The following is a 26,442-nucleotide window of genomic DNA, read 5'->3' as shown; positions in this document are numbered from 1 at the left end:
AGAGAACCTGTGAAGTGGGTTAAGTCCCACTTTTTTATTGTAAGAGATAAGGAGAGCAAACACGAGATGAAAAGCGACTTCTTGCTCGCTATCACTCAACTCTCCGCCGAGAAAAACCTCTCGAAAGAGGTGGTTCTGGCGGCGGTTGAGGCGGCGCTCGTTTCCGCCTACCGTAAAGAGAGTTTTGCCCCCAATCAGAATATTCAGGTCAAGATCGATCCAGCCACCGGGCGTGTTAAGGTTTGGGCTGAAAAAACGGTCGTCGAAAAAGTCGATGACCCTCGTAAGGAAATAACCCTTGCTGAAGCTAAACGCATCCAGCCGGGCATTCAGTTAGGCGAACCGGTAGCCGTAGAATCAACGCCTGCCGATGCCGGGCGAATTGCGGCTCAGACTGCCAAACAGGTGATCCTGCAGCGCCTCCATGAGGCCGAGAACACCGCCATTGTAGATGAGTATGCCGGAAAGGCCGGTGATATCGTCTCCGGTGTCATCCAGCGGATCGAACCCAAACAGATCATTGTCGATCTGGGACGGGCCGAAGCCGTCATGCCGCTCCAGGAGCAGGTGCACACCGAGCGCTACCGGCCGGGGCAGCGCATCCGCGCCTATCTTGTTGAGGTTGCTAAAGGTATCAAGGGACCGACGGTCGTCCTGTCCCGGTCTCATCCTGGTTTACTGCGGCGCCTTTTCGAGATGGAGATACCGGAAATCTTCAGCGGCATGGTGGAAATTAAATCCGTCGCCCGGGAAGCCGGTGCTCGGAGCAAGGTCGCGGTCGCGGCACGACAGACGGGGATCGATCCCGTCGGTTGCTGCGTGGGTCTCCGGGGTATTCGCATCCAAAACATCGTTTCCGAGCTTAGCGGAGAAAAAATTGATGTGGTATCCTGGAGCCCGGACCCAGCGGTTTTTATTGCCAATGCGCTGTCGCCCGCCCAGGTGGTAAGAGTAATTCTGTCGGAAAGTGACAAGTCCGCTACCGCCGTCATCCCCGATCGACAGCAGAGCCTGGCCATCGGCAAAGAAGGTCAGAATGTCCGGCTGGCGGTCAAGTTGACCGGCTGGCGCATCGATATCAAGAGCGTTTCTGATTACGAGGCGGCTCATCCCGTGGTGACGCCTGAGGCTGTTAGCAAGGCACCTGAGGCTGTAGCCCAACCCGTCATCGAAAAAACGCTTGAAAAACCGGCCGAAAAGGTCGCAGAGAAAGTGGCCGAAAAGGCCCCGGTAAGGCACGTTGAAAAACCCGAAAAACCCGTCGAGGTAGCGCCTGCGGTTCCGGTCGTCGAACCGGTGATACCCGAACCGGTGGCCGTGACCGCACCGGCGATGCAAGCTCCCGTCGAAGAGGAAGTCGGCCTGAAACTGTCGCTCAACGTTCCCGAGCGCGTGCCAGTCGGCGCCGGCAGCAAATCGGGCGTCCGCTTCGCCGAGGATATCCTTGGGCGCTCGGGTGATAGAGGCGTCGACAAGAAAAAGAAAAAAGGCAAAGATGACGAAGGCGGCCGAGGCAAGAAAAAACGCTCCGGCGGCGCCGGCGAATTCGATACGGATGAATACGACTAAAAAAACTCCCCAGCGCACCTGCGTGGTCTGCCGGACTGTCGGCAGCAAACGCGGATTGTTGCGCGTCGTCAGGACGCCGGAAGGGCAGGTCCTGCTAGACCCTTCGGGTCGCCTGGCAGGCCGGGGCGCCTACCTTTGCCGTGAGGCCAGTTGCCTGAACCTGGCTTTGAAAGATAACAAAATAGAGCATATATTGAAAGTTAAAATCAGCCCGGAAGATAGAGAATTGCTGAAAACTAATATCGGCGAATATATTAAGGAGCAGGCACTTGTCTGAGGAACGTAAAGAGATTTCGACGCGGGTGCCTCAGTCTAAGGCGGTCGAATTGCCGGCCGCGATAAGCGTGCGCCAGCTCGCTCAAACTATTCGCCAGAATCCCATCGAAGTCATCAAACAGTTGATGCGAAACGGCCTGATGGCTAACATCAACGAGGTTATCGATTATGAAGCCGCTGCCCGGATCGCCGCGGATTTTGGTATCGAAGCCAAGCCGCAGACGGTCCGCGCCGCTACCAAGAAGAAAAAGCCCGAACATGAAGAGACCAAGAACCTGCCGCTTCGGCCGCCGGTGGTCACTATCATGGGCCATGTTGACCACGGCAAAACGCGCCTGCTGGACGCCATCCGCCAGACCCATGTGATGGAGAGCGAAACTGGCGGCATCACCCAGCATATCGGCGCCTACCAGGTCGATGTCAAAGGGCAGAAGATTACTTTCCTCGACACGCCAGGCCACGAGGCTTTTACCGCCATGCGGGCCCGAGGAGCCCGTTCTACGGATATCACCGTACTAGTGGTAGCTGCTGATGACGGCATCATGCCTCAGACGCTTGAAGCCATAGATCACGCCCGAGCCGCAGGCGTACCCATCGTGGTGGCGATAAATAAAATCGATAAACCTACCGCCAACCCCGACCGGGTAAAACAGCAACTCGCCGACCACGGCCTAGTTGTTGAAGACTGGGGCGGAGACACCATCGCTGTCGGGACCTCTGCCAAGGAACATAAAGGTATCGACGACCTGCTGGAAAACATCCTGCTCGTTGCTGAAATGGAAGACCTGCACGCCGATCCCAACGCTCCTGCCACCGGTGTCGTGATCGAAGCGGAAATGGACAAAAGCCGGGGCGCTATGGCTACGGTTTTGGTCCAAAACGGCTCTCTGAAGATAGGCGATACTATTGTCGTCGGCGATGCCTTCGGCAAGGTCAAAGCAATGTTCAGCGATCAGGGTAAACACCTTCGCAAGGCTGATCCTTCAACTCCCGTGGCCATCCTGGGTTTACCCACCGTTCCGGGGGTGGGTGACAGTTTCGCCGCTGTCGAGTCGGAACGTCAAGCCCGGCAGATCATCTCCGAACGGACGGTCAAGAAACCCGTCACGGTCAGCCTGGCAAGTCTCCATGACCAGATCGCCGCAGGCAAAGTCAAAGAACTCAACATCGTACTTAAGACAGACGTCCAGGGCTCGATCGAACCTATACGCACCTCACTGGAGAAACTGGCTACTGATAACTTAACGGTTCATATTATTCACGCCGGCACCGGTAACATTACCGAAAACGATGTCATGCTGGCCATCGCGTCGCACGGCCTCGTTATCGGCTTCTCGACCGGAGTCGAAACCGGCGCCCAGAAGCTTGCTGAAACCGAAAAAATAGATATCAAGCGCTATGACATCATTTACAACCTGATCGAAGACGTCGATAAAGCTCTCAAGGGTCTTATCGAACCGGAAATTATCGAAGTCGTAGAAGGCCGCGCAGAAGTCCGCGCCGTTTTCCCAGCTGGCAAAAAGGCTAAGGTAGCCGGGGTTTACGTCATCGAAGGCAAAGCGTCACGCGGCGCCCGGGTGCGGGTCATGCGGGGTTCCGAGCAGCTTGCCGAAAGCGCTATCATTTCGCTCAGACGGTTTAAAGATGATGTCCGTGAAGTTGCTGCCGGGTTCGAGTGCGGCGTAGGTCTCGAAATCTTCAACGATTTCCAGCCGGGCGATATCCTGGAGTTCGTGCGTAAGGAAAAGAGCGGGTGAGCCACCGCATCGAGCGGGTCAATCAACTGATCCGCAAAGAGATAAGTGAGTCGCTCCAGCGTGAAGTTAACGACCCCCGCCTGGCCGGAGTTATATCGGTCACTGCGGTGGAGACGGCTCCCGACTTAAAATTCGCCAAAGTCTATGTCAGCCACTTGGCTGGCGCCGAGCGTAAGGATGAAATACTAGGCGCTTTAAATTCCGCCGCAGGGTTTTTTCGCGGCGAGTTGGGCAAAGTGCTCACCATGCGCTACGTCCCGGAGATCCATTTCTATTGGGACGAGTCAATAGAAAGGGGCGCGCGGCTGAGTCAGCTCATCGATCAGGCAAACAAACCCCAGAAACATCCAACGGATCAAAGATGACCGTCAGCGGCTGGCTCAACATTAACAAGCCGGCGGGGATTACATCATATGCGGTCATCGCCCGGCTGAAACGTCTGACCGGCCAGCGGCATATAGGCCACGCCGGGACCCTTGACCCCTTAGCTACCGGCGTCCTGCCTGTGGCTTTCGGCCAGGCAACGCGCACTATAGAATTCCTCCACCAGGTTTCCAAAACGTATCTCGCAGAAATCGAACTGGGCGCCGAGACCGATACCCTCGATGCCAAGGGCAAGTTCATGTTCAGGCACGATGCCTCGGGCGTAAGCCAAGACGCCGTCGAAATGGCATTGAGAAGCTTCATTGGTACTATCCGGCAGGTGCCTCCGGTGTTTTCGGCGCTCAAACGGAACGGTACTCCGTTATACGAACTTGCCCGCCGCGGCGAAACCGTCGAACTCGAACCCAGGATGGTAACCATCCATAAAATCCAACTCCTGGATTTCAATCCGCCCGTTGTCACTATCGAAGTCGATTGCGGTTCTGGCACCTATATCCGGTCACTTGCACGCGACCTCGGGCAGTCACTTGGGGTAGGGGCCTACCTGAAGTGCCTCGAACGCACCCGATACGGAATATTTGACATAAAAGACTGCACCGAACTCGGACGCATGGATTCGGCAGAAGAGATTATCGCCGATCTCCTCCCGGCAGACTACCCGTTGTCGCACTGCCCGGGGGTTCAGGCGGATTCTGAATCGGCCGAAAGAATCAGTCACGGTGTGGTAACCGCCGAGGTCTTAGCCCAAATTACCGAGAAGAGAGCTTACTGCCTCTACGACCGGAGCGGAATTCTACTGGCGGTAATCGATGCCTCAAGTACCGATCTGCGATTAAAGGTATTCAACCAGCCTGCCACCGATACCTAAATAGCTTGACAACGCCTCTCCAATAGATAATGATAGGGGGCTGAAATTAAGGTTACTGTGAACAACCTCAGGCCAGGCATTATAAGAACCGGCAAATTTAGAAAGGAGTTCTCTAAACTTGGGTAAGATTAATGTCGCCATCATCGGTGTTGGCAACTGCGCTTCATCTTTCGTACAGGGAGTCTATTATTATCGCAAAGCCAAAGAAACGGAATTTGTTCCGGGCTTGATGCATGTCAATCTGGGCGGCTACCACGTCTCGGACATCGAGTTCGTAGCGGCTTTCGATATTGATAAGAATAAGGTCGGCAAGGACCTCTCGGAAGCGATTTTTACCACCCCCAACAACACCTTTAAATTCACCGATGTCCCGCTGTCCGGCGTCAAGGTCGAGCGAGGTATGACCCACGATGGTCTGGGAAAATATCTGTCACAGATCATCGAGAAAGCCCCCGGCCCGACTGCCGACATCGTAGGTATCTTAAAAGCCAAAAAAGTCGACGTCGTCATCAACTATCTGCCGGTCGGCTCCGAGGAAGCCACCAAGTGGTATGTTGAACAGGTACTTGAGGCGGGTTGCGCCCTGATAAACTGCATCCCTGTGTTTATAGCCCGCGAAAAGTATTGGCAGGACCGTTTCATCAACAAGGGCCTCCCGGTTATCGGCGACGATATCAAGAGCCAGGTTGGGGCGACCATTGTCCACCGTGTCCTGACCCATCTGTTCCGCGAACGCGGCGTCAAACTGGAACGCACCTACCAACTCAACTTCGGCGGCAATACCGATTTTATGAACATGCTTGAGCGCGAGCGCTTGGAGAGCAAAAAGATCTCCAAGACCAACGCCGTGTCTTCCCAACTCGATTACAAGATGAATCCCGGCGACATTCACGTCGGTCCTTCCGACTATGTACCATGGCTTCTTGATCGCAAATTCTGCCACATCCGCATGGAAGGCCGGACTTTCGGTGATGTCCCGCTGCTGTTGGAATGCAAGCTGGAGGTATGGGACAGCCCCAACTCCGCCGGAGTTGTGATCGACGCCGTCCGGTGCGCCAAGTTGGCTCTAGAGCGTGGTATCAAGGGCGCCTTGTTCGGACCTGCCTCGTACTTCATGAAATCGCCTCCGGAACAGTATTCCGATGCCGAGGCTCACGAAGCCACCGAGCGATTTATCACCGAGAGTGTGGCTGAACTTCAGGCTGCCAAAAAGCCTACCAAAGAAGGTAAATAAGCCCGGTCGCATGAGTGGCGGGGGAGACGGACGATGAAAATCGCCCTGGTGGCACCATACGACTTTGCCTACCCCGGAGGGGTAGCCAATCATGTCACCTCGCTTGAGAAACAGCTAACTGCTTTCGGACACCAGGTCAAGATTATTGCGCCGACCTCGCGACCGATAAGCCAGTTTGGCAGCCGTTTTATACACATCGGAACGCCGCGTCCGATCCCCGGTTCCGGCTCGGTAGCGCGAATCACTCTTTCGGTCAGGTTGGCAAATAAGATAAAAGCTGTCCTGGCAAAAGAGCAGTTTGACGTGGTTCATTTACACGAGCCTTTTATGATCATGCTGTGCTCGGCGATCCTACGTTTTTCAAACACGGTCAACATTGGAACGTTCCATTCGTTCGAAGCCAAACCGGGTTACAATTTCGCCTGGCCGATCAGCCGGTGGATGTTGAACCGGCGTTCAAAGAAATTGCAGGGGCATATCGCCGTTTCCAAAGCTGCGGAGAGCTTTCACTCCAAATTCGTTAAAGCGGACTACACCATCATTCCCAACGGCATCGACCTTTCTCACTTCCAGCCTTCGGTAGAGCCGATGTACCAATACCGGGACGGCAAAACCAACATTGTGTTCGTCGGCCGGCTGGAAAAGCGGAAGGGGGTCAATTACCTTATTGATGCTTTTAAGAGGGTGCATAAGGAACACCCCGAGACCAGACTTCTGGTCGTTGGTCCCGGGACCCGGTTGAGACCCAAATACGAAAAGATGGTGCGCCGCGCCCATTTGGAAGACAGTGTGGTCTTCACCGGGGGCGTATCTTACGCGGATTTACCGCGCTATTACCAGACAGCAGATATCTGCTGCGCCCCGGCCACGGGCCGGGAAAGTTTCGGCATCGTCCTCCTGGAGGCCATGGCTCTTGGAAAACCACTGGTGGTCTCAAATATCCCGGGTTATGCCTGCGTAGTAAACCATGAAAAGGAGGGTTTGCTGGTCAAGCCCTCGAGCGCACATCACCTAGCCGACGGTATTTGTAGATTGATAGAGGACAAGGCTCTTCGTGACCAACTGGGCAGACAGGGCTTGGTCACGGTTCAGGAATATTCCTGGGAGAAGGTCGCCCGCCGGGTAGAACAATATTACCGCCATGTGCTTGCCAAATTGGGAAAGACTCCCGAAGACTTCCCTGAGCGGATCCCGGAATTGACTTCCGTTTCGGCATAATCGTGGAAGACAAGATGACGCTTAACGACACTCGCCGGCAGATCGGGCGCGGTATGACCGGCGGCTTGTCCCGCATATTAGCGAAGACGGGAATTACACCAAACACGGTTACCGTGGTCGGTTTTTTGATCACGTTGGTCGCCGGATATATCATTTCAACCGGTTCTCTTCTGGCGGGCGGCCTGGTGTTTTTATTCTCCAGTTTTTTCGATATGCTTGACGGGGCAGTGGCCCGCGCTACCGGGAGAATCACCAAATTCGGCGGAATTCTTGACGCGGCTCTGGACAGGCTGTCCGAAGCTGCGATTTTTATTTCTATTATCGTGTATTACGCGCCGGAAGCGAACGCCTGGCCTTTGCTTCTGACAGGATTGACGCTCGCCGGGTCTCAGGTGGTTAGTTATATCAGAGCCCGTTCGGAGGCCAACGGATTAGAAGGTAAAGAAGGCATTTTTACACGGCCGGAGCGGGTTGTCGTACTGGGGATCGGGTTGATCACCGGCTGGCTCATTCCGGCTCTAGCCATAATCTGCCTCTTATCTTTTATCACCATAGGACAACGTTTGGCATCTGCTTACCGGCAGCTCGGCGGCAAGTGACTTCCGCATCGCCTTTCTGATAAAATGACTCCTTGGTTTCTTTGCCGCACCGGCTCGCTCATCAGCCGGTTTCAGGCTCGTCGGGAGGAAATATGGCTGTAACCATCATCGTCGGCGCCCAATGGGGAGACGAAGGCAAGGGCAAAGTCATTGACATGTTAGCCGAACGTGCGGATGCCGTTGTCCGTTTCTCCGGCGGCGACAACGCTGGCCATACCGTTATCAATCCGCAGGGCACGTTCAAACTGCATCTCATTCCATCCGGCGTGTTCTATCCGCACTGCACTTGCGTCATTGGTAACGGCGTCGTCGTCAATCCAGACATTTTTGTGAGCGAGAGACGCGAGCTCAACTCTCGCGACGTCAGCACGGATAACGTTTTTATCAGCGACCGCGCTCATCTGGTAATGCCGTACCATATCCAACTTGATGGTTTGGAAGAGCAGGCTCGCGGCAAGAAATCGCTGGGGACTACCCTGCGCGGTATCGGACCTGCTTTCGCCGATAAGGTGGCCCGGATGGGCATCCGCGCCGGAGATCTGCTTGATCCGGACATTCTTCGAACCCGGTTGGAGTACGTCCTCGAATATAAAAATCAGATATTGACACGTTTGTATGGCGAAAAAGCCATCGACATCAATGAACTCTACGAACGTTGCCGCGGTTACGCCGAAGCCCTTAAGAGCAATATCAGGGAAACCTCGACAATGCTTAACGACATGGTAGATGAAGGTAAGGCGGTTCTGTTGGAAGGCGCTCAGGGCGCCCTCCTGGACACCGATTTCGGCACCTACCCTTACGCCACTTCATCTTCACCGCTTTCCGCCGGCGGTTGTCTGGGAGCCGGCATCGGACCGACACGCATTAACGATGTCCTTGGCGTGTTTAAAGCGTATTGCTCCCGAGTCGGTGCCGGGCCTTTCCCGACCGAACTGACCGACTCAACCGGCGACCGTATCCGCGAACTGGCTCACGAATACGGCACCACCACCGGACGGCCGCGGCGTATCGGTTGGTTCGACGGGGTGGCGGCGCGTTTTTCCACCCGTATTAACGGTATGACCGGCATGGCCATTACACGCCTTGATATTTTGGATTCGTTCGACGAGATAAAAGTCTGCACTGCCTACCGCCTCGATGGACAAACCATAAATGATTTTCCCGCCGAACCCGCACTGCTCAACAAGTGCAAACCTGTTTACAAGACTTTGCCGGGCTGGAAGAAGTCGACAACCGGGCTCACCAGGCTGGAGACCCTGCCGCGAGAAGCACGAGCATTCATCGCCCGGCTCGAGGAGCTTGCCGGGTGTGCCGCCTGCTATGTCTGCATCGGCCCGGTCAGGGAACAGACCATCGAACTGAAAAAGTTGATCTAGCTTCTATGTCCCTCTCCTTATAAGGCTCCACCTATAGGTAGGGTTCTGGGTTCTCTCTCTGCCGACAACGTCTTGTTTTAATCCGGCGTGAAACTGCAGTATTCACCGGAAATTTTTGTTATGGTTTCAAAATATCCGGTGTTACAATTGATTTGTGAGCAAATCCGCGGCATCGCCGGTTAGGGAATACGATATTGTAATCGTCGGTTCGGGGGCCGGACTGGATATTCTTGACATGGCGGTTGAGCACGGCCATAACGTGGCCTTGATCGACCGCGGACCCATCGGCGGCACCTGCCTGAACGTCGGTTGCATCCCCTCCAAAATGCTGATCTTCCCCGCCGATCGCATTATGGAGATACGGGAATCAGCCAAGCTTGGGATAGATGCCGAGATCAAGGGTATTGATTTCAAGGCTATCATGGACCGGATGCGTCAATCGGTAAACGGCGATCGGGTTAAGATAGAAAAATACCTGAAGGAATCTAAAGCATTAGATTTTTACCATGACGAAACAGAATTCATCAGCGAATTTACCCTCTCGGTCAGCGGAGAAAGAGTTAAGGGCAAGCAGATATACCTAGTATCGGGGTCCCGACCGCTCATCCCCTCGATCCCGGGACTGGATTCCGTCGAATACCTCACCAACGAAACTTTGTTGGACCTGGTCGAAGCCCCTAAGAGCCTGGCGGTCCTGGGGGGCGGCTATATCGGTGTGGAATACGCCCATTTTTTTGAAGCGATGGGGACTGATGTCACTGTAATCGAGATGGGACCCCGTCTGCTACCAGATGAGGAACCTGAAATATCCGCCTTTCTCCAGATGGCGCTGGCCAGGCGGATGACCGTGCAGACCGAGTGCACCGCTGAATCGGTAGAAAAAGCGTCGGGGGGTGGAGTAATAGTCCAAACCAACCATTCCAGGACAGGTCTGAAGGCAGAAATCCGGGCAGAAAAACTACTGGTCGCCACCGGCCGCCGTTCAAACGCGGACCTGTTGAAGGTAAGCCGCAGCGGCATCGCCACCGCAAAGGATGGCTACATCAAAGTCAATTCTCGTATGGAGACCAGCGTCAAGGGTATTTACGCCTTCGGGGATGCCATCGGGCGAGAAATGTTCACCCATACCTCTCATGCGGAAGCGGAAATAGCCGGCGCCAATGGCATTCACGGGCAACACCTGAGGATGGACTTTTCCGCGGCGCCGCACGCCGTCTTTACCCATCCCCAGATCGCCTCGGTGGGTCTAACTGAGGAAGATGCGGCTAAAAAATACAAGATCAAAGTCGGCAAAGCGGACTATCGTGACATCGCATTCGGATCAGCCATGCTGCAAGAGGAAGGCTTTGCCAAGATAATTCTCGAAGCAGAGAGCGGACGAATCCTTGGCGGTCACATTATCGGTCCCTGGGCTGCCGTGTTGATACAGGAAGTGATCAACGCCATGGCTCGAAAAGGGACCCTGGATGATATCGCTGCTGGAATTCATATTCATCCCGCCCTCTCAGAATTGATAATCAGGGCTTTATTCAACGTGACAGAGACGGATTAACATTTAATTGAAAAAATATTTTCTCGGCAATCCAAATATTGTTCACAATACGGGAATTATTGAATATAATCAAAAAGTAGCGACAGGGTTTTTTCCAACCATCAGTTGGGAAATCCGTAAGAGTTCTCGGTCATGGATGAAGAATTAAACAGGCTCAAGAACCAGAATGCAATCCTGGAGCAGAGGGTAACCAACCTCGAGGCTTACGTGAAACAACTGGCTCATGACTTGAAAACTCCGCTGACACCTCTCGTAGGCGCGAGCGAACTTTTAGCCTCGGGTTTCAACGAACAACCGTGGTCGGACCTGGCGCAGAGCATCAAGATAAGTGCCGAAAACCTACTCCGGATGGTCGACGATCTATTGGACCTCGAGCTGTGTGAATGCGGGAAAATCAGATTAAACCTTTCCAGTTTCGATCCGGTCAAACCGGTTTCCGACGAAGCCAGGAAAATCGAAGCCGGATTGCCCGCAAAACGCGTCACTATTACCCTGAATCTTCCTGAGATTCCTGTTTATGTCTGGGCTGATGAAACGCGGTTGCGTCAAGTGATCTCTATCCTGATAACAAGTGCTTTGAAGGTGAGTCCGGTTGGGGGTCGGATTGCGGTGAGAATCGCCAGGGCTGGCAGTACTACCGTGTTTGAGATCGAAGACGACGGGAACGGGATCCCCGAATCCGATTTGCTGTATATCTTTCAACCCTATCGCACACCGGAAGGGCAACGGCGGCGAGTCGGAAACAACAGCCTGGTCCTGGCCAAAAAGTTGGTCGAACTTCAAGGGGGTTCCATCGGCGCCAAGGATATTCGTAACCAAGGAAACACTTTTTGGTTTGATCTTCCGGCTGGAAAATCGACCGTCGTAACGGAGGTGGTATGAGCAAGATTCTTATCATTGAAGATGATCAATCGATCGTTGAGTACCTGAGAACTGCATTTAAGGTAAACTGGCCGGAGACTGAATTTATCAGCGTCGGGTTCGGCACCGAAGGCATCGCCACGGCGCAGAGCGAGGGTCCGGATCTGGTGATCCTCGATCTCGGACTCCCGGATATCGATGGCTTTGAGGTTTTGAAAACGCTCCGAAAGTTCCCCCGGATGCTGATCGTGATTCTCACTGCACGTAGCGATGAAAAAGATATAGTCAAAGGTCTCGAGCTTGGGGCGGACGATTATGTGGTTAAACCCTTCCGGCAACTGGAACTAATTGCCAGGGTCAGGACTTTGCTCCGACGGCAGCCGGGAGTGCCCGAACAGGAAGTCCTGCGCTGCGGAAAATTGACTCTTGATACCGCAAAAAACGACATTACCACACCTTCAGGCGGTCGGATAGAACTTACACGTACTGAAAGCATCATCCTGGCGCAACTAATCAGGAACTGCGGGCGCGTCGTGGAACACAGCAAGTTGGCCGAGATCATTTGGGGTGAGGATTATCCCGGTTCCGTCAACGCATTGCGCGTATACATCGGCCGTTTGCGCCGCAAACTGGAAGCAGACGCCGCCAGCCCTGCATTCATCCTGTCCAAAGCTGGGCAGGGGTATTACATACCGGCCGGCGGCCATCCCGGTTAAACGCAGGCCCCCGGGATTTGATGTTGAACTTGACGTAAACTGCCGAAATAAGATACCCTTCCTTATATTTGTTAACCTTGGAGATTTTATGGATACTCCTTTTGGCCGCTCCGCCATCGCCGAGATCGAAGAGATCCTGAAATGGCACCGGCCACCTCCACTTAGAATCGGCCAGCACATGGCGCGGCTGCCTATCGTCCAGGGCGGTATGGCTGCCGGCATCTCTCTTTCCGGCCTTGCATCAGCCGTCGCCAATACCGGTGGTATCGGAGTAATCGCAGCTCCGGGTGTCGGCCTTTTCGAGCCTGATTTTTTTAGTAATTTCTTCGAAGCCAACATCCGCGGCCTTCGTCGGCAAATTCGACAGGCTCGAGCCAGGACTAAAGGCATTCTAGGTGTAAATATTATGGTCGCCCTGACCGATTTCGCTGACCTGGCTAAGGCTGCTATTGATGAAGGCATTGACATCATTTTCGCCGGCGCCGGGTTGCCCCTCAGGTTGCCCGAACTCCTCGGGGATAACCGGCACACCAGGCTCGTACCCATCGTTTCCTCAGGCCGAGCCGCAAGGATCTTGTGTAAGAAGTGGCGGGATGATTTCAATTACACGCCAGACGCTTTCGTCGTCGAAGGTCCCCTGGCCGGCGGACATCTCGGATTCAAGGTCGAAGAACTTGATCTCCCTCAAAACCGCATCGAACGTCTGGTCCCTGAAGTTATCGAGGCAGTGAAACCCTTTGAACAAGCCGCCGGACGTCCTATTCCTATTATCGGTGGCGGCGGTATCTTCACCGGAGAGGACATATACAATCTGTTGAAACTCGGAGCCAGCGGTGTTCAGATGGCTACGAGATTTGTAGCCACCGAGGAGTGCGACGCTTCGCCAGCCTTCAAGCAGACTTACATCGATTCCAAAGAAGGCGATGCTGTCATCATTAAAAGCCCGGTCGGCATGCCCGGCCGAGCCATTCGAAATGCTTTTATCGATAGCGTTGCTGCCGGGAACAAAAAGCCGTTCAAATGCCCGCAGCATTGTGTCAAGACCTGCGACATTGCTCAGAGTCCGTATTGCATTTTCGTTGCCCTCATTAACGCTCAGCGCGGTCATCTTTCCGGGGGCTTCGCCTTCTGCGGCGCCAATGTTCATAGAGTCAAAGAGATCACTACGGTCAAGAAACTGGTGGGTTCATTGGTCAAAGAATACAAGTCCAAAGCCGTCCAGGAACTCATCGAAGCTATGACGCGCTACATGAACGGGCTGATGATTTCGCCTGCCAACGGGATGAGCATGGCTTAATGAAGATTGCCGTCTATCAGATCGCCGATGCCGGCGATCCCGACCTAAACATAGCCAAGGCATACGACAAGATAATCAACACCGATGCGGATTTTTTCGCTTTGCCGGAGTTTTTCACCATCCCGGGAGGCGACAACAGGCGGCATTACACACTCCAGAGCAGCCTGGAACTTACGGCTCTGCCGGCTTTGGAGATGTTCAAGAAAGCCAGTACGATTTTTCACGGCTACATCATCGGCGGGAGCATAGTCGAGCGTGAGGGCGACTGCTATTACAATACCTGCTACGTTTTTAAAGGCGGAGAACAGGTCACCAAATACCGCAAGATCAACCTTACCCATGAAGAAGTTGCATTGGACCTTTGCCGGGGCAAGGACCCGGTGAAATTCGAAACGCCGTTCGGTACCGTCGGATTGATGATATGCGCTGATTGCATTTCATGGGACGTGGTCGATGCCGCCTGCGCCGGATCGAGGCTGGTTTTTCTGCCGGTGTCTTTGACCGATCCAAACCATCCGCCTTTCACCGGTCATCCGGTCTCTGACATTATTGCAAAAAAATACGGCTCCACCGTAATCAAGATAACGCGAGTGGGTACTTTCGGCGGAAGAATATTATCGTCAAAGAGCGCGATCACGAACCCGTCCGGGACAATTTGGGAAGCGCCAGATGCCCAAGAATATTTCGAAGTTGTAGAAGTTCCCTAGCTTCGAGGGGCGATCTGACAGTCGACAGTAGCGTGAACGAGGATTCTAAACCGGGAACGCGGTCACATCATTTATCGATCTCGCGTCGCACAACAGCATAACCAACCTATCAATCCCCAGCGCCCCGCCTGCCGCTTCGGGGAGTTTCGCCAAGGCTCCAAGGAATTCTTCAGGTATTGCTGCATCTTTCCTGTGAGCCTGGGCGATGGCAAGTTCGTGTTGAAACCTTTGCCGTTGTTCAAGGAGATCCGTCAATTCGGAGAAGATATTCGCTAACTCTAGTCCACCGATAAAGATCTCGGTCCGCTCGGCAACAATTGGATCACATTGTTTCAGGCGGGCTAATGATGCCATTCTTCCGGGAAAATCGTAAAGGATTAGTGGGCGCTCGTTAGATAGTGAAGCGACCCTTGTCGCCAGTTCAAAATCGAACCTTTCATCATCATCATAGACATTCAAGGGGTCCCACCCACATGTAGACATAAATGCTTCTCGCACTGTGAGTCGAGGCCAGGGCGGCGTCAGATCGATTTCCTTACCCTGGTACTGAATTTTAGGTGAATCTTTAATTGGTTTTATCAAGCTGAGGACCAGGGATTCGGTTTCCGTCGCAAGTTCGAGATAGTTTGTACCAACCCGGTAATATTCGAGCAGGGTGAACTCTTCCCGGTGCCGGGCGCCTTTTTCGCCCTTGCGGAAGGCGTGGCAGATCTGAAAAATGTCCCCGTAGCCGGCTGCCAATAAGGGTTTCATGTAGAGTTCGGGCGAAGGTAGCAGGCAGCCGCATTCGGTAGAGATAGGTTCGATATAGGCTTCCGGTATCGGGCAGGGAGCCAGTGAAGGTGTTTCGACCTCAAGATACCCGCGTTCAAAGAAAAAACGCCGGGTGAGATCCAATATCTCAGCCCGGCGTTTCAGATTTTCTTTTTTTCCAGAAAGAATCCCCAGGTCCACGGGTTCTCTAGCCGCCGACGCGTTCCACGTAAGACCCGGTGACGGTGCTTATGCGGATTGTATCGCCATCTTTAACAAAAGCCGGTACGCCGATAGACATGCCGGTCTCAAGCTTGGCCATTTTCTGCTGCGCCGTCACGGTGGCGCCCTTGAGTGCAGATTCAGTTTCTACCACTTTGAGTTCGACAGCTTTGGGCAAGATCAGGTCGATAGGCCGGTCCTCCCACATCATGACTTGTACTCCAAGGCTGTCTTTCAAGTATAGCTTTTTATCGCCGACGTTCTCCTCACCCATGACGTGTTGCTCGTAGCTCTCGGTATCCATAAAGGTATAATGGCCGTGCTCTTCATAAAGGTATTGCATGTCCCGGACGGTGATCGTGGCCTCATCGAACTTATCGCCAGAGTGATAAGTCGGTTCGGATAACGTCCCGTTGATCAGATTGCGTAATTTGAGGTGATAAATGGCGCGACCTTTGCCCGGTTTGACGAAATCTACACCTTCGACATTAAACGGGACGCCGTCGATGAGGAGTTTTTTGTTCTTAGAGACTTCAGAGACTTCCACAGGTTTTGGGACGCCCTCCAATTATTTTATTCATTAGTTCTAAAACCGGACGTTATTATAGGTGGTTCAAATAGGCGGCGCAAATGCTTACTAACGTGTAATCTCTATGAATTATAGGACTGGATGATTTGGGTACCAAATCCCTGGCAGAGTTGTACTGACTGTCTGTCCCGGATAAAATGCGCTCATGAAAATTATTCGCTTTTCCACAACTAACGGGTCTGAATCCTATGGCGTCATCGACGGAAACAATGTCCTGGGGATAAACGGTTCTCCTTACAAGAGCCTTGATTATTCCGGGGCGGTGTATCCTTTGCAATCGGTGAAGTTGCTGGCGCCTTGTGCGCCTTCAAAGATAGTATGCCTTGGAGTCAATTATCACAGCCACGCCAAAGAGATGGGGCATACTTTACCTACTGCTCCACTGATTTTCCTGAAACCTTCCACTGCAGTAATCGGTCCGGAGGCTGGCATCATTTATCCACCGATGTCGCAGCGGGTTGACTATGAGGCGGAGTTGGCGGTGGTCATTAAAAAAGCCGGCTGGCGGATCAGCCTGGGGAACGCCTCCAGCCACGTCCTGGGGTACACTTGCTTCAACGATATCACCGCCCGGGATCTCCAGAAGATCGATGGACAGTGGACCCGCGCCAAGGGGTTTGACACGTTTGCAGCGATCGGACCATGGATTGAAACCGAAGCCGATCCGGCAAATCTAACAGTTGAGACCTACCTTAATGAAGAGCGAAAGCAGCGCGGCAATACCTCAGACCTGATCTATCCTGTCGACTATCTGATCCACTTCATCTCACATGTAATGACCTTGCTTCCGGGGGACGTGATAGCCACTGGGACGCCGTCCGGTATCGGGCCTATGCAGATTGGGGACAATGTGGAAATAAGGATATCAGGCATAGGGTCGCTTAAAAACCGGTTAGTTACTAAGGACTAAAACTAGCCGTCCCCGGCGGCGAAGGTCAGAATCGATTTCAATTGGAATCGCCGGTCCTCGACATAATCTTTGACATCTGCTCCCCAGGAGAAAGAAGATCTCGAACTCCGATAACTATGTCAGATGTGTTGTTGGGGTTGCAGATTACCATCTTGACACTGCCAATCGGCCTTGTTAAACTTCACCGGATATCCGCAAACTAGCCAAACACCGCTCATTCCCCGGAGGTTCTCGTTGACCCACAGCGAAATGCCCAATGATGCCTTCAGATTGGAACAGGGACTAGTTTCTGTTTTCACGGGGCATGGCAAGGGCAAGACATCGGCTGCCATCGGCATCGCCGTCAGGGCGGCCGGGTGGGGAGCGCGAGTGTATATAATGGGCATGATGAAGGGTGGGGAGTACGCCGAGGAACACGGCGAATATTTTGTTCTTAAGAACCTTCCCAACGTCACAATCAGTTATGTCGGCGAGCGCAGCTGGCTGAGATCAGGCCCTTCCAAAGACGATTATCGTGCCAGGGCCAAAGAACAACTTTTGGCGGCCAAAAAGGCGATGATTTCTGGAGCCTACGATATCGTGATCCTGGATGAGATTAACCAGGCGACATTTAAAGGCTTGATTGATGTGCCCGATGTGCTGGATCTTATTAATAACCGGCCGAAAAACGTTGAGCTAATTCTCACCGGTAGGGACGCCTCACCCGAAATCGTGCGGGCGGCTGACCTCGTCTCTGAGATTTTGATGATCAAACATCCCTTTACGGAAGGCATCCGCGCCCGCAAGGGAATCGATTATTAATTAACGGAAGGAGTTACCATGAAAATTACCCTGAGCGTCATCAAAGCCGACATCGGTGGTTACGTCGGCCATTCCGATTCTCACCCCGAGTGCCTGTGCGAAGCCGATAATAAACTGGCCAAGGCTAAAGAGAGCGGCCTCCTGATTGACTACCATGTTACGAAGTGCGGCGACGACCTGCAACTGATCATGACCCATCAGAAGGGCGAGAACAACACCGACATTCACGAAATGGCCTGGGACACGTTTGTAGCCTGCACCAGCGTCGCCAAGAAATTAAAACTTTACGGGGCGGGGCAGGACCTTTTAGCTGATGCCTTCTCCGGCAACATCAAGGGTATGGGGCCCGGCGCCGCCGAGATGGAGTTTGAAGAGCGGACCTCGGAGCCGGTCGTCATCTTTATGGCGGATAAAACCTCCTCGGGCGCCTGGAACATGCCGCTCTACAAGATGTTCGCGGATCCGTTCAATACTATCGGTCTTGTCATCGCCGAGAACATGCACCAGGGCTTCAACTTCGAAGTCCACGATGTAAAAGAGAGCAAGAAGATCGTATTTTCGACCCCGGAAGAAATTTATGACCTGCTGGTCTTTATCGGCGCCCCCAACCGCTATCCCGTCAAAGCGGTCTATACGAAAACAGGAGAAATCGCGGCTTCCTCTTCCACCCAGAAGCTGGCTTTCATCGCCGGTCGCTACGTCGGCAAAGATGATCCGGTCTGTATCGTCCGCTGCCAGGGGGCTTTCCCGGCCGTTGGCGAGGTGCTTGAACCTTTTGCCCAGCCATACCTGGTTGAAGGTTGGATGCGGGGTTCTCACTGGGGACCGATCATGCCCGTGGGAGTGGCCGACAGCTTGCCGACCCGCTTTGACGGCCCGCCGCGCGTCATTGCGCAGGGTTTCCAACTTGCCCAAGGCCGGTTGGTGGGACCGCGTGATTTCTTCGCAGATGTCTCCTATGACAAAGCACGCCAGAAAGCCAATGACATGGCTTACATGATGCGCAAGCATGGTCCGTTCGAACCGCACCGCCTACCGCTGGACGAAATGGAATACACCACTATGCCGCAGGTCTCCCACAAGCTGCAAGCGCGTTTTAAACCGCTCTAAACACCACTAGTATCGATTCTGACGTAGGGACACGGCGCGCCGTGTCCCTACTTTAGGTTAAAGGGCTATGAAACCTGAACTGATGCTCGCCACCAACAATAGGGGCAAGATCGGAGAATACCGCGACTTGTTGTCAGGTTGCGGCTATGAGTTGGTGACTCCGGCTCAAAAGGGCATTTCTATCGAAGTTGCGGAAACAGGCGGCACCTTTACCGAAAACGCCGCTCTGAAAGCCAGAGCACTGGCTTCGACATTGGGGCTCCTGACCCTCGCCGACGATTCTGGCCTTGAGGTCGATGCGCTGGGAGGTGATCCAGGAGTGCATTCCGCCCGTTACGCGGGCGATAACGCCACGGATTCCGAGAGAATCGACCTGCTTCTGAAAAACTTGGAAGGAGTACCGTCGGATCAGCGAACGGCCCGTTTTCGTTGTGTTATCGCCATTGCCGATCCCGCTGGCGAAGTAAGATTCGCCGAAGGCCGTATAGAGGGATTAATTTCATTCGCACCGCGGGGACACTACGGTTTTGGATATGACCCGGTATTTTATTTGTCGGATCGCGGCAAGACGATGGCAGAACTTCCTGTAGAAGAAAAAAATCGAATAAGCCATCGAGCTTTTGCCGCAGCTAAGGCTTGCCTAATGTTGAAAAGTTTAAGTAAGATAAGTAAGAAAAAGTTACAATAGTCCTATATATTCTAAAATAGGATGCAATATTCCCATGTCCTATGCCACTTGATTTCATGGTACTAGTTCCTATAAGATAAACCGGCCGCGGTATTAAGACTGGAATCCCATCGTCTCCAACAAAATTTGAAGAGTGAGTACCGGTATTTATTATGAAAGCGCTGATTCTAGTTGGCGGCTTGGGTACCAGATTGAGACCCCTCACCATCAACACCCCCAAAGCCATGATGCCGGTGCTCAACAAGCCCTTCATAGCCCACGTTGTCGATCATCTCATCGGTCATGGAGTTGATGAGGTAATTTTCACGCGCGGTCATCTAGCGGGGCAAATGGAACTTTATTTCGGGGAAATTTACCGCGGCTGCAAAGTGACTTTCATAAATGAAGAACGACCACTCGGCACCGCCGGCGGCATCAAAAACTGTGAACGCTATCTTGACAGCACTTTTTTTGCTTTGAACGGAGACGTTTTCTCTACCATAGATTTATCGGCCATGTTGGCACAACATCGCTCCAAACATGCTGTGGCGACCATTGCTTTAACGCCGGTTGAAAATCCATCGGCGTTTGGTCTGGTAGAGACTGAAAAGGACAACCGGATAAGGCGTTTTGTAGAAAAACCCAAATCTGAGGAGATAGCTACCGATCTGATCAACGCCGGGTGTTATATTCTGGAGCCCGAGGTTTTCAATTACATCGAATCTGGTAAAAATACCAGCATCGAGCGCGAGACTTTTCAATTTCTTCTAAGAGACCATCGCCCGTTCTACGCCTTTGTTGATCGCAAATCCTACTGGATCGACATGGGCAACCGCGATAAATACTTTCAATTTAACATGGATATGCTGAGCGGCCGTTGTCATTGCTCGGCTACCCCTCCCGCAGGTGCCAATATTGGAGACGGAACAACTTTGGATTCCTCCGTTACGATTACAGGGAATGTGATGCTGGGTCATAGTTGTCACGTTGCTCCCGGTGTGAGAATCGAAGGTCCGGTGGTTGTCGGTGACCGGTGCAACATCTCGAAAAATGCCTTGATACGCAATTCGGTCATTTGGGAAAACGTCGAATTAGACGACAACGACGAGGTGAACGAATCGATCATCGCCGATAATTGCCATATCGGTTCGGGATCGCGCCTCTCCGGCTCAACGCTGGCAGATGGCGTTTATACAACTCCAGATTATTTCTTAACCGGGTCCCAGGTGTGGCCCGGAACGGCGCTCAGTAATTAAAAGAGGAGAGAGAAAATGACACAAGCAGCCGATTCCCGCGTCGCTCATTTGCCTACTACACAGTACTTCTGCCCGTCGGGGGACTACGACGAAATGTGGCGCCGTGCCGATCAGGATCCCGAAGGTTTCTGGGGCGAACAGGCAATGGACCTTGACTGGTTCAAGCGCTGGGACAAGGTACTCGACTGGAAAGTTCCCTATGCCCGCTGGTTCGTCGGCGGCAAGTTGAATCTTTCATATCAATGCCTTGACCGGCATATGAAAACCGAGGTTAAGAACAAAGTCGCCTTTTATTGGGAAGGAGAGCTTGGTGATTCCCAGGTTTTAACCTACGCCGAGCTTTATCGCCTGACCAACAACTACGCCGCCGCCCTAAAAAGACTCGGCGTCAAGCGTGGCGATCGGATCGCGCTCTACCTGCCGATGATCCCGGCTCTTCCCATTTTCATGCTGGCCTGCGCCCGCATCGGCGCCATTTTCACTGTGGTTTTCTCCGCTTTTTCGGGACAGGCACTGGCTGACAGGGTCGAAGATGTCGAAGCCAAGATTATTGTGACCTCATCCGGCATGCATCGCCGAGGCAAGATACTGCCGCTGAAAGACAATGCCGTCGAGGCTGCCAAGAGGTGCCCCTGCGTCGAAAAGATCATTGTCGTCAAGCACACCGGGCACAATGTGGAAATGGATCCCTCCCGCGACGTGTGGCTGAACGACCTCCTGGCCGGCTGCGACGAGTATGTTGCTCCGGAGCACATGGACTCGAATGACCCACTGTTCGTTCTTTACACCTCAGGGAGCACCGGCAAACCCAAGGGTATCCTTCATGGTACAGGCGGTTATTCGCTCTGGATCGCCAAGACGATGCAATGGGCGTTCAATACAGACGCCCAGACAGTATGGTGGTGTACCGCGGACATCGGCTGGATCACAGGCCACAGCTACGTTGTCTATGCACCGTTGGAACTTGGCCTGAGCTCCGTCATGTACGAGGGCGCCCCGGATTACCCCACCCTCGATAGATGGTGGTCGATCATTGAAAAGTACGGCGTAACTATTTTATATACTTCACCTACCGCCATCCGCATGTTCATGCGCCACGGTGAAGAGTGGCCAGCCAAACATGATCTCTCCAGCCTCAAGATACTAGGTTCGGTCGGCGAACCAATCAATCCCGAAGCCTGGCTGTGGTATTACCGCCATATCGGCCATGAGCGCATCGGTATCTCCGATACCTGGTGGCAGACCGAAACCGGCGGCTTCATGATTTCCCCTACCCCCGGCATCCAACCCCACTTCCTTAAACCGGGTTCCGCCACCAAGCCGATGCCGGGCATCGTACCTGCAGTGCTTGATGCTGAAGGCAAAGAGTTGCCTAACGGCCAAACCGGCTTCATCGTCATCAAGAAGCCCTGGCCCGGCATGCTCTTGGATATTTACCATAACCCCGAACTCTACCAGAAGACATACTGGTCGCGCTTCCCCGGCTACTATCTGCCGGGCGACTATTGCATGAAAGACCAGGACAACTTCCTATGGTTGCTTGGCCGCGCCGATGAAGTCATCAAGGTCGCCGGGCACCGCATCTCCACTGCCGAACTGGAAAGCGCCATCGTCGGCCACTCTGCAGTTGCCGAAGCCGCTGCTACTTCCCGTCCCGACGAGATCAAGGGCGAGGCCATCATCATGTTCGTGACTTTGCGCAAGGGTACGCCGCCGTCAGTCGAGATCAAGAACGAACTGACGCGGCACCTAAGAGCCACCATCGGCACCTTGGCTACTCCCGAGGAGATATTCTTCGTCAATCTACTGCCCAAGACCCGTAGCGGCAAGATCATGCGTCGACTGCTTAAGGCTGTGGCAACTGGCGCCACCGTCGGTGATACCTCCACTCTCGATGACGGCGCTTCGGTAGACGAAGCCAAAGCCGCTTTTGCAGAATTGAGTGCCGGTTCCCACCACTACAAATCCGGCGAACGCAATCCCGAAACTAAACCGATGCCGTAATCCGGAAATATCAAAATCAAAAGAGGGCGGGGTAAAACCCCGCCCTCTTTTTTTACCGGCATTATATTAATGTTGGTTCTTGGGATTTTCTGAGCATCAGGAACAGCTTAAGGCTGGAATTTGGCATCGTTTCTTCTTTAATCAATTCGAATCCCCATCCGCGATACATCTCCATATTCCTAGCGTTCTGAGTTTCAAGGTACGCCGGCATCTTCTCCTCGTCCAAACGTTTAATCATAGGCCTTACCAGTTTTGAAGCAAATCCTTGCCCCTGGTAGGCAGGTTCAACAGCTAGCACTCCAAGGTACATATGGCGTTTAGGCGCCAACTCGCGCCGCAGCCGGGAAAAGTGGAGATCGAGTTGAGATTCCCTTAATAGAAAACCCCAACCGGCATGCAAAGGCAACAATGGAAACCCGGCTCTGAGGTGATCGAAAAACGATTCTTTCTTCTCGGACTCGAACCACATAGCCACGCCTTCACATTTCGGCGAAGTGACATAGGTCCCCCTGCCGCTGATGAGCGTCAAATTGAGGTAGTATTCGAAGGAAAAACGAAGTTTGTCGCGTTTTGTAGCATCGGGGATGAGAAATCGGGTGGTCTCATCGTCGGCGAACGCCCTGGCGCAGGTTATCGACGCCGGTTTAACCAATTCCGGGGATAATGGCACAAGGTTGTCGAGTTTGTCCGGAAACATTGCGATACCAGTGAGTACGCCCCTTATAGATGACATAAAATTCATTTCCCGATTCTTGGACGGTTGATTATCGGGAACGATTGACACCTGTCAGCTCATAGGCAGGTCAATGTGATAGTTCTTGAGCGTATCACGGATGATCGCCGCCGATTTCTCGTCAGGCTCAGTCAATGGCAGGCGAGGCTGACCTACTTTGAAACCTAGATAATTCAAAGCGTACTTGATTGGGATCGGGTTGGCTACAACGAACAGGTTGTTGAATATCGGGGTCAGGTGCCGGTGTAGCGCCGCTGCTTCGGCTAAATTGCCGGCGATGAAACTTTCCATCATTTTCTTGATCTGGAGTCCAACCAGGTGGGATGCCACCGAGATAACCCCATGGGCACCGATGGCCATCATCGGCAGGGTGTCGGAATCGTTGCCGCTCCAAACAGTGAAATCGGGACGGGCAGATTGGGCGCCGTCGATGATGCGGGCGATCTCGCCAAGATTACCGGAAGCTTCCTTCGTCCCGACGATATTCTGGATTTTTGACAGCCGGATGGTCGTCTCGGAGGACAGCGAGGTGATGGTACGGGACGGAACGTTGTAAAGGATAATCGGTAGGGTCGTAGCGTCGGCAACAGCCTTGAAATGGCGGTACAGCCCTTCCTGGGTAGGCTTATTATAGTAAGGCACCACCAGGAGGGCGGCATCTACGCCGAGTTTTTCGGCTTTGATGGTGTTTTCGATCGCCTCGGCAGTGGAGTTGGATCCGGTTCCGGCGATGACCTTGGCCTTTTCGCCCACGGCTTCTCTGACAGCCATGAACAGGGCATGCTCTTCTTCCCAGGTTACGGTGGGTGATTCACCCGTCGTGCCCGCGACGACTATTCCGTCGCTGCCAGAAGCAACCAGCGCTTTAGCCAGTTTCCGGGTCTGGACAAAATCGATAGAGCCGTCGTCTTTAAACGGCGTAACCATCGCAGTGATCAGGCGTCCGAGTTCTTTCATATTATTAGCCTCTCAGCCAACCTCGTTTGACCATTTCTTCGGCGATCTGGACGGCATTGAGGGCAGCACCTTTCCTGATGTTGTCGGCTACGATCCACATCACCAACCCGCCGGGGAGCGATGAATCAGACCGAATGCGGCCGACGAAAGTATCGTCGGTGCCAGCAGCCATCCACGGGTGGGGATAAAGACTGACCGTGGGATCGTCAAGGACTTTGACTCCGGGCGCTTTAGCCAGGATATCGCGGGCTTCATCCGGCGCCATTGGACGCTCAAATTCTATATTGACCGCTTCACTGTGGCCGACGAATACCGGCACGCGGACGCAGGTGGCGGAAACCGCGATGTGAGGGGCGTGCATTATCTTTCTCGTCTCAACCAGCATTTTCCACTCTTCCTTGGTGTACCCGGTGTCGAAGAATACATCTATCTCGGGTATTAGGTTGAAGGCGATCTGGTGCGGATAAACGTGGGGAGTGACAGGTTGTCCAGCCAAAACCGTTTGGCTTTGAGACGTGAGCACATCCATAGCTGCGGTCCCGGTGCCTGACACCGCCTGGTATGTGGAAACGATAATCCGTTTTATCGGATTAACCTTGTGGAGGGGATAAAGAGCGGTTACCATCTGGATGGTGGAGCAGTTCGGGTTGGCGATTATGCCTTTGTTATTTTTGGCGTCTTCGATATTTACCTCGGGAACAACCAGCGGCACATCCGGTTCATAACGGAAAGCCGCGCTGTTGTCGATGACGACCACGCCTTTTTCGGCGGCGATTGGAGAGAAATGACGTGAAATGTCGGCACCGGCGGAGAACAGGGCGATGTCGATGTCATTGAAGCTTTCGGGGGTAGTCTCCTTAACCTCGATCTCCTGACCTTTGACCAGTAATTTCTTGCCGGCGCTGCGGTCGGAAGCCAACAGAGTTATCGATTTTGTTGGGAAATTGCGCTGGGTAAGGATTCTGATGAATTCTTGCCCGACCAAGCCGGTAGCGCCGACGATGGCCACTCTTAAATCGTTCAACTCGGACCTCTCAATTGGAGAATCTGATTAATAATACCAATTATCTATTTCGGAATGCTAACACAAGGTAGCGTGATTTTTCTTTGCGGAAGAATTGAACTCTCGGTGATCAGAAGCCCAAGAGTTTATCCAACCCGAAAATGAACTCACCTTTCCGACTGGCCATCTCACGAATGGCCAACAGTACGCCCGGCATGAAACTCTCACGGCTGGTCGTATCATGTCTGATGGTTAATGTCTGGCCTAAGGCGCCGAATATAACTTCTTGGTGAGCTACCAGCCCCGGTAGCCGGACGCTGTGAATGGGCACGCCATAAAATTCCTCTCCCCGGCTCTTGTGTTCGATCTCTCCCGCCGGCGATTCAAAGGGTTTTTCTCTGGCGGCCGCCATGCCCCGGGCTGTGGCGATCGATGTTCCGGAAGGTGCGTCGGCTTTCTTCTCATGGTGCAATTCAATAATCTCAGCCCAATCGAGGTACTTGGCCGCTGTCTTGGCCAATTCCATCATTATCACCGCACCGAGGGCGAAGTTGGGCGCCACCATGATCCCGATCCTGTGTTCCTTGGCGAGTTCCTCAAGCCGGCTAAGGACCTGGGGATTGAGTCCCGTTGTTCCGATAACTATGGAAACGCCTGCCTTGGCGGCTATTTCCGCGGTTTGCGGTACAGCGGTGGCCAGGCTGAAGTCAACGAGAATATCCGGCTTGGTTTTATCGAGCAGTTTCCTAGGATCGGCGGACAATGGTACATAGATACTACCGATCATCAGAGAACTGTCTTTAGCTTTGACATCGCACCCACCGACGAGTGATAGGTCGGGTGCGGCGATAACGGCTTTCATGACTTCCTGCCCCATTTGGCCTAGGGCGCCCTGGACGCCGACTTTGATAGTCATTTCATCTTTCCTTTTTTGTCGGTTAACACGAAGGGACACAGCGAGCCGTGTCCCTTCGTGCATTTCAAAACCCTTCGGTTTCGATCATTTTATTTATTTCTTTTGGA

The 26,442-nt window shown here is 53.3% G+C and carries 26 protein-coding genes; 20 read left to right on the top strand and 6 right to left on the bottom strand.

The window, feature by feature from the left end; genetic code table 11:
- Positions 1-66: 66 nt before the first annotated feature.
- The 14 genes from nusA (at position 67) to HX448_RS05715 (ending at position 14,414) form a co-directional block, all read left to right on the top strand.
- Positions 67-1,569 (top strand): transcription termination factor NusA, encoded by a 1,503-nt coding sequence (gene nusA / locus HX448_RS05780; RefSeq protein WP_102330198.1) that lies wholly within the window; start codon positions 67-69, stop codon positions 1,567-1,569.
- The gene (gene rnpM / locus HX448_RS05775; protein ID WP_102330199.1) at positions 1,556-1,846 is read left to right on the top strand and encodes an RNase P modulator RnpM; all 291 of its coding nucleotides are present in this window, start codon (positions 1,556-1,558) and stop codon (positions 1,844-1,846) included. Before nusA ends, rnpM begins: the two co-directional genes overlap by 14 nt.
- Positions 1,839-3,602, top strand: coding sequence for a translation initiation factor IF-2 (gene infB / locus HX448_RS05770; protein ID WP_102330200.1), 1,764 nt, complete (start codon positions 1,839-1,841; stop codon positions 3,600-3,602). Before rnpM ends, infB begins: the two co-directional genes overlap by 8 nt.
- The gene (gene rbfA / locus HX448_RS05765; RefSeq protein ID WP_102330201.1) at positions 3,599-3,967 is read left to right on the top strand and encodes a 30S ribosome-binding factor RbfA; all 369 of its coding nucleotides are present in this window, start codon (positions 3,599-3,601) and stop codon (positions 3,965-3,967) included. Before infB ends, rbfA begins: the two co-directional genes overlap by 4 nt.
- A complete protein-coding gene (truB, locus tag HX448_RS05760; RefSeq protein ID WP_102330202.1) occupies positions 3,964-4,854 on the top strand; it encodes a tRNA pseudouridine(55) synthase TruB in 891 nt (296 codons plus the stop codon). Before rbfA ends, truB begins: the two co-directional genes overlap by 4 nt.
- A gap of 118 nt (positions 4,855-4,972) precedes the next feature.
- A complete protein-coding gene (locus HX448_RS05755) occupies positions 4,973-6,088 on the top strand; it encodes an inositol-3-phosphate synthase (protein ID WP_102330203.1) in 1,116 nt (371 codons plus the stop codon).
- Between the two features lie 33 nt (positions 6,089-6,121).
- The gene (locus HX448_RS05750; RefSeq protein ID WP_102330204.1) at positions 6,122-7,306 is read left to right on the top strand and encodes a glycosyltransferase family 4 protein; all 1,185 of its coding nucleotides are present in this window, start codon (positions 6,122-6,124) and stop codon (positions 7,304-7,306) included.
- A 14-nt stretch (positions 7,307-7,320) separates the two neighbouring features.
- Positions 7,321-7,905 carry a CDP-alcohol phosphatidyltransferase family protein gene (locus HX448_RS05745; RefSeq protein WP_102330547.1) on the top strand — a complete coding sequence of 195 codons (585 nt, stop codon included), beginning with the start codon at positions 7,321-7,323 and terminating at the stop codon, positions 7,903-7,905.
- A 92-nt stretch (positions 7,906-7,997) separates the two neighbouring features.
- On the top strand, positions 7,998-9,281 hold the full coding sequence (locus HX448_RS05740) for an adenylosuccinate synthase (protein WP_102330205.1): 1,284 nt from the start codon (positions 7,998-8,000) through the stop codon (positions 9,279-9,281).
- Positions 9,282-9,435: 154 nt separating this feature from the next.
- A complete protein-coding gene (locus HX448_RS05735) occupies positions 9,436-10,833 on the top strand; it encodes a dihydrolipoyl dehydrogenase (RefSeq protein WP_102330206.1) in 1,398 nt (465 codons plus the stop codon).
- Between the two features lie 132 nt (positions 10,834-10,965).
- A complete protein-coding gene (locus HX448_RS05730; protein ID WP_102330207.1) occupies positions 10,966-11,715 on the top strand; it encodes a sensor histidine kinase in 750 nt (249 codons plus the stop codon).
- Positions 11,712-12,410: a response regulator transcription factor gene (locus HX448_RS05725; protein WP_102330208.1), complete on the top strand. Its 699-nt coding sequence runs from the start codon at positions 11,712-11,714 to the stop codon at positions 12,408-12,410. The genes HX448_RS05730 and HX448_RS05725 overlap by 4 nt, the downstream gene beginning before the upstream one ends.
- Positions 12,411-12,588: 178 nt before the next feature.
- Positions 12,589-13,707, top strand: a complete 1,119-nt coding sequence (locus tag HX448_RS05720) for an NAD(P)H-dependent flavin oxidoreductase (RefSeq protein WP_226846888.1) — start codon at positions 12,589-12,591, stop codon at positions 13,705-13,707.
- Entirely contained in the window at positions 13,707-14,414 is a 708-nt protein-coding gene (locus HX448_RS05715) for a carbon-nitrogen hydrolase family protein (RefSeq protein ID WP_102330210.1), read from the top strand. The genes HX448_RS05720 and HX448_RS05715 overlap by 1 nt, the downstream gene beginning before the upstream one ends.
- Before the next feature lie 45 nt (positions 14,415-14,459).
- Here HX448_RS05715 and HX448_RS05710 read toward each other — a convergent pair whose 3' ends face one another.
- Both HX448_RS05710 and efp read right to left on the bottom strand, forming a co-directional pair.
- Positions 14,460-15,368: an amino acid--tRNA ligase-related protein gene (locus tag HX448_RS05710; RefSeq protein ID WP_102330211.1), complete on the bottom strand. Its 909-nt coding sequence runs from the start codon at positions 15,366-15,368 to the stop codon at positions 14,460-14,462.
- 7 nt (positions 15,369-15,375) lie between these two features.
- Positions 15,376-15,936, bottom strand: coding sequence for an elongation factor P (efp, locus tag HX448_RS05705; protein ID WP_102330548.1), 561 nt, complete (start codon positions 15,934-15,936; stop codon positions 15,376-15,378).
- A 187-nt stretch (positions 15,937-16,123) separates the two neighbouring features.
- On the opposite strand from efp, the gene HX448_RS05700 reads away from it, so the two are divergent.
- From HX448_RS05700 to acs, 6 genes are all read left to right on the top strand, one after another.
- Positions 16,124-16,888: a fumarylacetoacetate hydrolase family protein gene (locus tag HX448_RS05700; RefSeq protein WP_102330212.1), complete on the top strand. Its 765-nt coding sequence runs from the start codon at positions 16,124-16,126 to the stop codon at positions 16,886-16,888.
- Between the two features lie 234 nt (positions 16,889-17,122).
- On the top strand, positions 17,123-17,689 hold the full coding sequence (locus HX448_RS05695) for a cob(I)yrinic acid a,c-diamide adenosyltransferase (RefSeq protein ID WP_226846668.1): 567 nt from the start codon (positions 17,123-17,125) through the stop codon (positions 17,687-17,689).
- Between the two features lie 18 nt (positions 17,690-17,707).
- Positions 17,708-18,799, top strand: a complete 1,092-nt coding sequence (gene fbp, locus HX448_RS05690) for a fructose-1,6-bisphosphate aldolase/phosphatase (RefSeq protein ID WP_102330213.1) — start codon at positions 17,708-17,710, stop codon at positions 18,797-18,799.
- A gap of 67 nt (positions 18,800-18,866) precedes the next feature.
- Entirely contained in the window at positions 18,867-19,487 is a 621-nt protein-coding gene (locus tag HX448_RS05685; RefSeq protein ID WP_102330214.1) for an XTP/dITP diphosphatase, read from the top strand.
- 152 nt (positions 19,488-19,639) lie between these two features.
- Complete coding sequence (locus HX448_RS05680; protein WP_102330215.1) at positions 19,640-20,722, top strand: nucleotidyltransferase family protein; 1,083 nt, start codon at positions 19,640-19,642, stop codon at positions 20,720-20,722.
- A 15-nt stretch (positions 20,723-20,737) separates the two neighbouring features.
- Entirely contained in the window at positions 20,738-22,726 is a 1,989-nt protein-coding gene (gene acs, locus HX448_RS05675; RefSeq protein WP_102330216.1) for an acetate--CoA ligase, read from the top strand.
- Between the two features lie 61 nt (positions 22,727-22,787).
- On the opposite strand, the gene HX448_RS05670 is transcribed toward acs, so the two are convergent.
- The 4 genes from HX448_RS05670 to dapB all read right to left on the bottom strand — a co-directional run bounded on the left by HX448_RS05670 (position 22,788) and on the right by dapB (position 26,335).
- Positions 22,788-23,459 carry a GNAT family N-acetyltransferase gene (locus HX448_RS05670; RefSeq protein ID WP_162485853.1) on the bottom strand — a complete coding sequence of 224 codons (672 nt, stop codon included), beginning with the start codon at positions 23,457-23,459 and terminating at the stop codon, positions 22,788-22,790.
- 54 nt (positions 23,460-23,513) lie between these two features.
- Complete coding sequence (gene dapA / locus HX448_RS05665; protein WP_102330218.1) at positions 23,514-24,416, bottom strand: 4-hydroxy-tetrahydrodipicolinate synthase; 903 nt, start codon at positions 24,414-24,416, stop codon at positions 23,514-23,516.
- Between the two features lie 4 nt (positions 24,417-24,420).
- Positions 24,421-25,440, bottom strand: coding sequence for an aspartate-semialdehyde dehydrogenase (locus HX448_RS05660; protein ID WP_102330219.1), 1,020 nt, complete (start codon positions 25,438-25,440; stop codon positions 24,421-24,423).
- A 109-nt stretch (positions 25,441-25,549) separates the two neighbouring features.
- Entirely contained in the window at positions 25,550-26,335 is a 786-nt protein-coding gene (dapB, locus tag HX448_RS05655; protein WP_102330220.1) for a 4-hydroxy-tetrahydrodipicolinate reductase, read from the bottom strand.
- Between the last annotated feature and the right edge of the window lie 107 nt (positions 26,336-26,442).

This window comes from Dehalogenimonas etheniformans (assembly GCF_014672715.2).
Taxonomy (GTDB): Bacteria; Chloroflexota; Dehalococcoidia; order Dehalococcoidales; family Dehalococcoidaceae; genus Dehalogenimonas; species Dehalogenimonas etheniformans.
This window is presented reverse-complemented; position numbering and strand designations above follow the sequence as displayed.

What these genes read in the sequence shown, in the direction of transcription:
- fbp (WP_102330213.1), top strand. Translation starts at nt 17,708, where the DNA reads ATGAAAATTACCCTGAGCGTCATCAAAGCCGACATCGGTGGTTACGTC.
- dapB (WP_102330220.1), bottom strand. Translation starts at nt 26,335, where the DNA reads ATGACTATCAAAGTCGGCGTCCAGGGCGCCCTAGGCCAAATGGGGCAG.
- rnpM (WP_102330199.1), top strand. Translation starts at nt 1,556, where the DNA reads ATGAATACGACTAAAAAAACTCCCCAGCGCACCTGCGTGGTCTGCCGG.
- HX448_RS05715 (WP_102330210.1), top strand. Translation starts at nt 13,707, where the DNA reads ATGAAGATTGCCGTCTATCAGATCGCCGATGCCGGCGATCCCGACCTA.
- HX448_RS05725 (WP_102330208.1), top strand. Translation starts at nt 11,712, where the DNA reads ATGAGCAAGATTCTTATCATTGAAGATGATCAATCGATCGTTGAGTAC.
- acs (WP_102330216.1), top strand. Translation starts at nt 20,738, where the DNA reads ATGACACAAGCAGCCGATTCCCGCGTCGCTCATTTGCCTACTACACAG.
- dapA (WP_102330218.1), bottom strand. Translation starts at nt 24,416, where the DNA reads ATGAAAGAACTCGGACGCCTGATCACTGCGATGGTTACGCCGTTTAAA.
- HX448_RS05720 (WP_226846888.1), top strand. Translation starts at nt 12,589, where the DNA reads ATGGCGCGGCTGCCTATCGTCCAGGGCGGTATGGCTGCCGGCATCTCT.
- HX448_RS05680 (WP_102330215.1), top strand. Translation starts at nt 19,640, where the DNA reads ATGAAAGCGCTGATTCTAGTTGGCGGCTTGGGTACCAGATTGAGACCC.
- nusA (WP_102330198.1), top strand. Translation starts at nt 67, where the DNA reads ATGAAAAGCGACTTCTTGCTCGCTATCACTCAACTCTCCGCCGAGAAA.
- HX448_RS05685 (WP_102330214.1), top strand. Translation starts at nt 18,867, where the DNA reads ATGAAACCTGAACTGATGCTCGCCACCAACAATAGGGGCAAGATCGGA.
- HX448_RS05745 (WP_102330547.1), top strand. Translation starts at nt 7,321, where the DNA reads ATGACGCTTAACGACACTCGCCGGCAGATCGGGCGCGGTATGACCGGC.
- HX448_RS05700 (WP_102330212.1), top strand. Translation starts at nt 16,124, where the DNA reads ATGAAAATTATTCGCTTTTCCACAACTAACGGGTCTGAATCCTATGGC.
- HX448_RS05730 (WP_102330207.1), top strand. Translation starts at nt 10,966, where the DNA reads ATGGATGAAGAATTAAACAGGCTCAAGAACCAGAATGCAATCCTGGAG.
- HX448_RS05670 (WP_162485853.1), bottom strand. Translation starts at nt 23,459, where the DNA reads ATGTCATCTATAAGGGGCGTACTCACTGGTATCGCAATGTTTCCGGAC.
- HX448_RS05750 (WP_102330204.1), top strand. Translation starts at nt 6,122, where the DNA reads ATGAAAATCGCCCTGGTGGCACCATACGACTTTGCCTACCCCGGAGGG.
- truB (WP_102330202.1), top strand. Translation starts at nt 3,964, where the DNA reads ATGACCGTCAGCGGCTGGCTCAACATTAACAAGCCGGCGGGGATTACA.
- HX448_RS05740 (WP_102330205.1), top strand. Translation starts at nt 7,998, where the DNA reads ATGGCTGTAACCATCATCGTCGGCGCCCAATGGGGAGACGAAGGCAAG.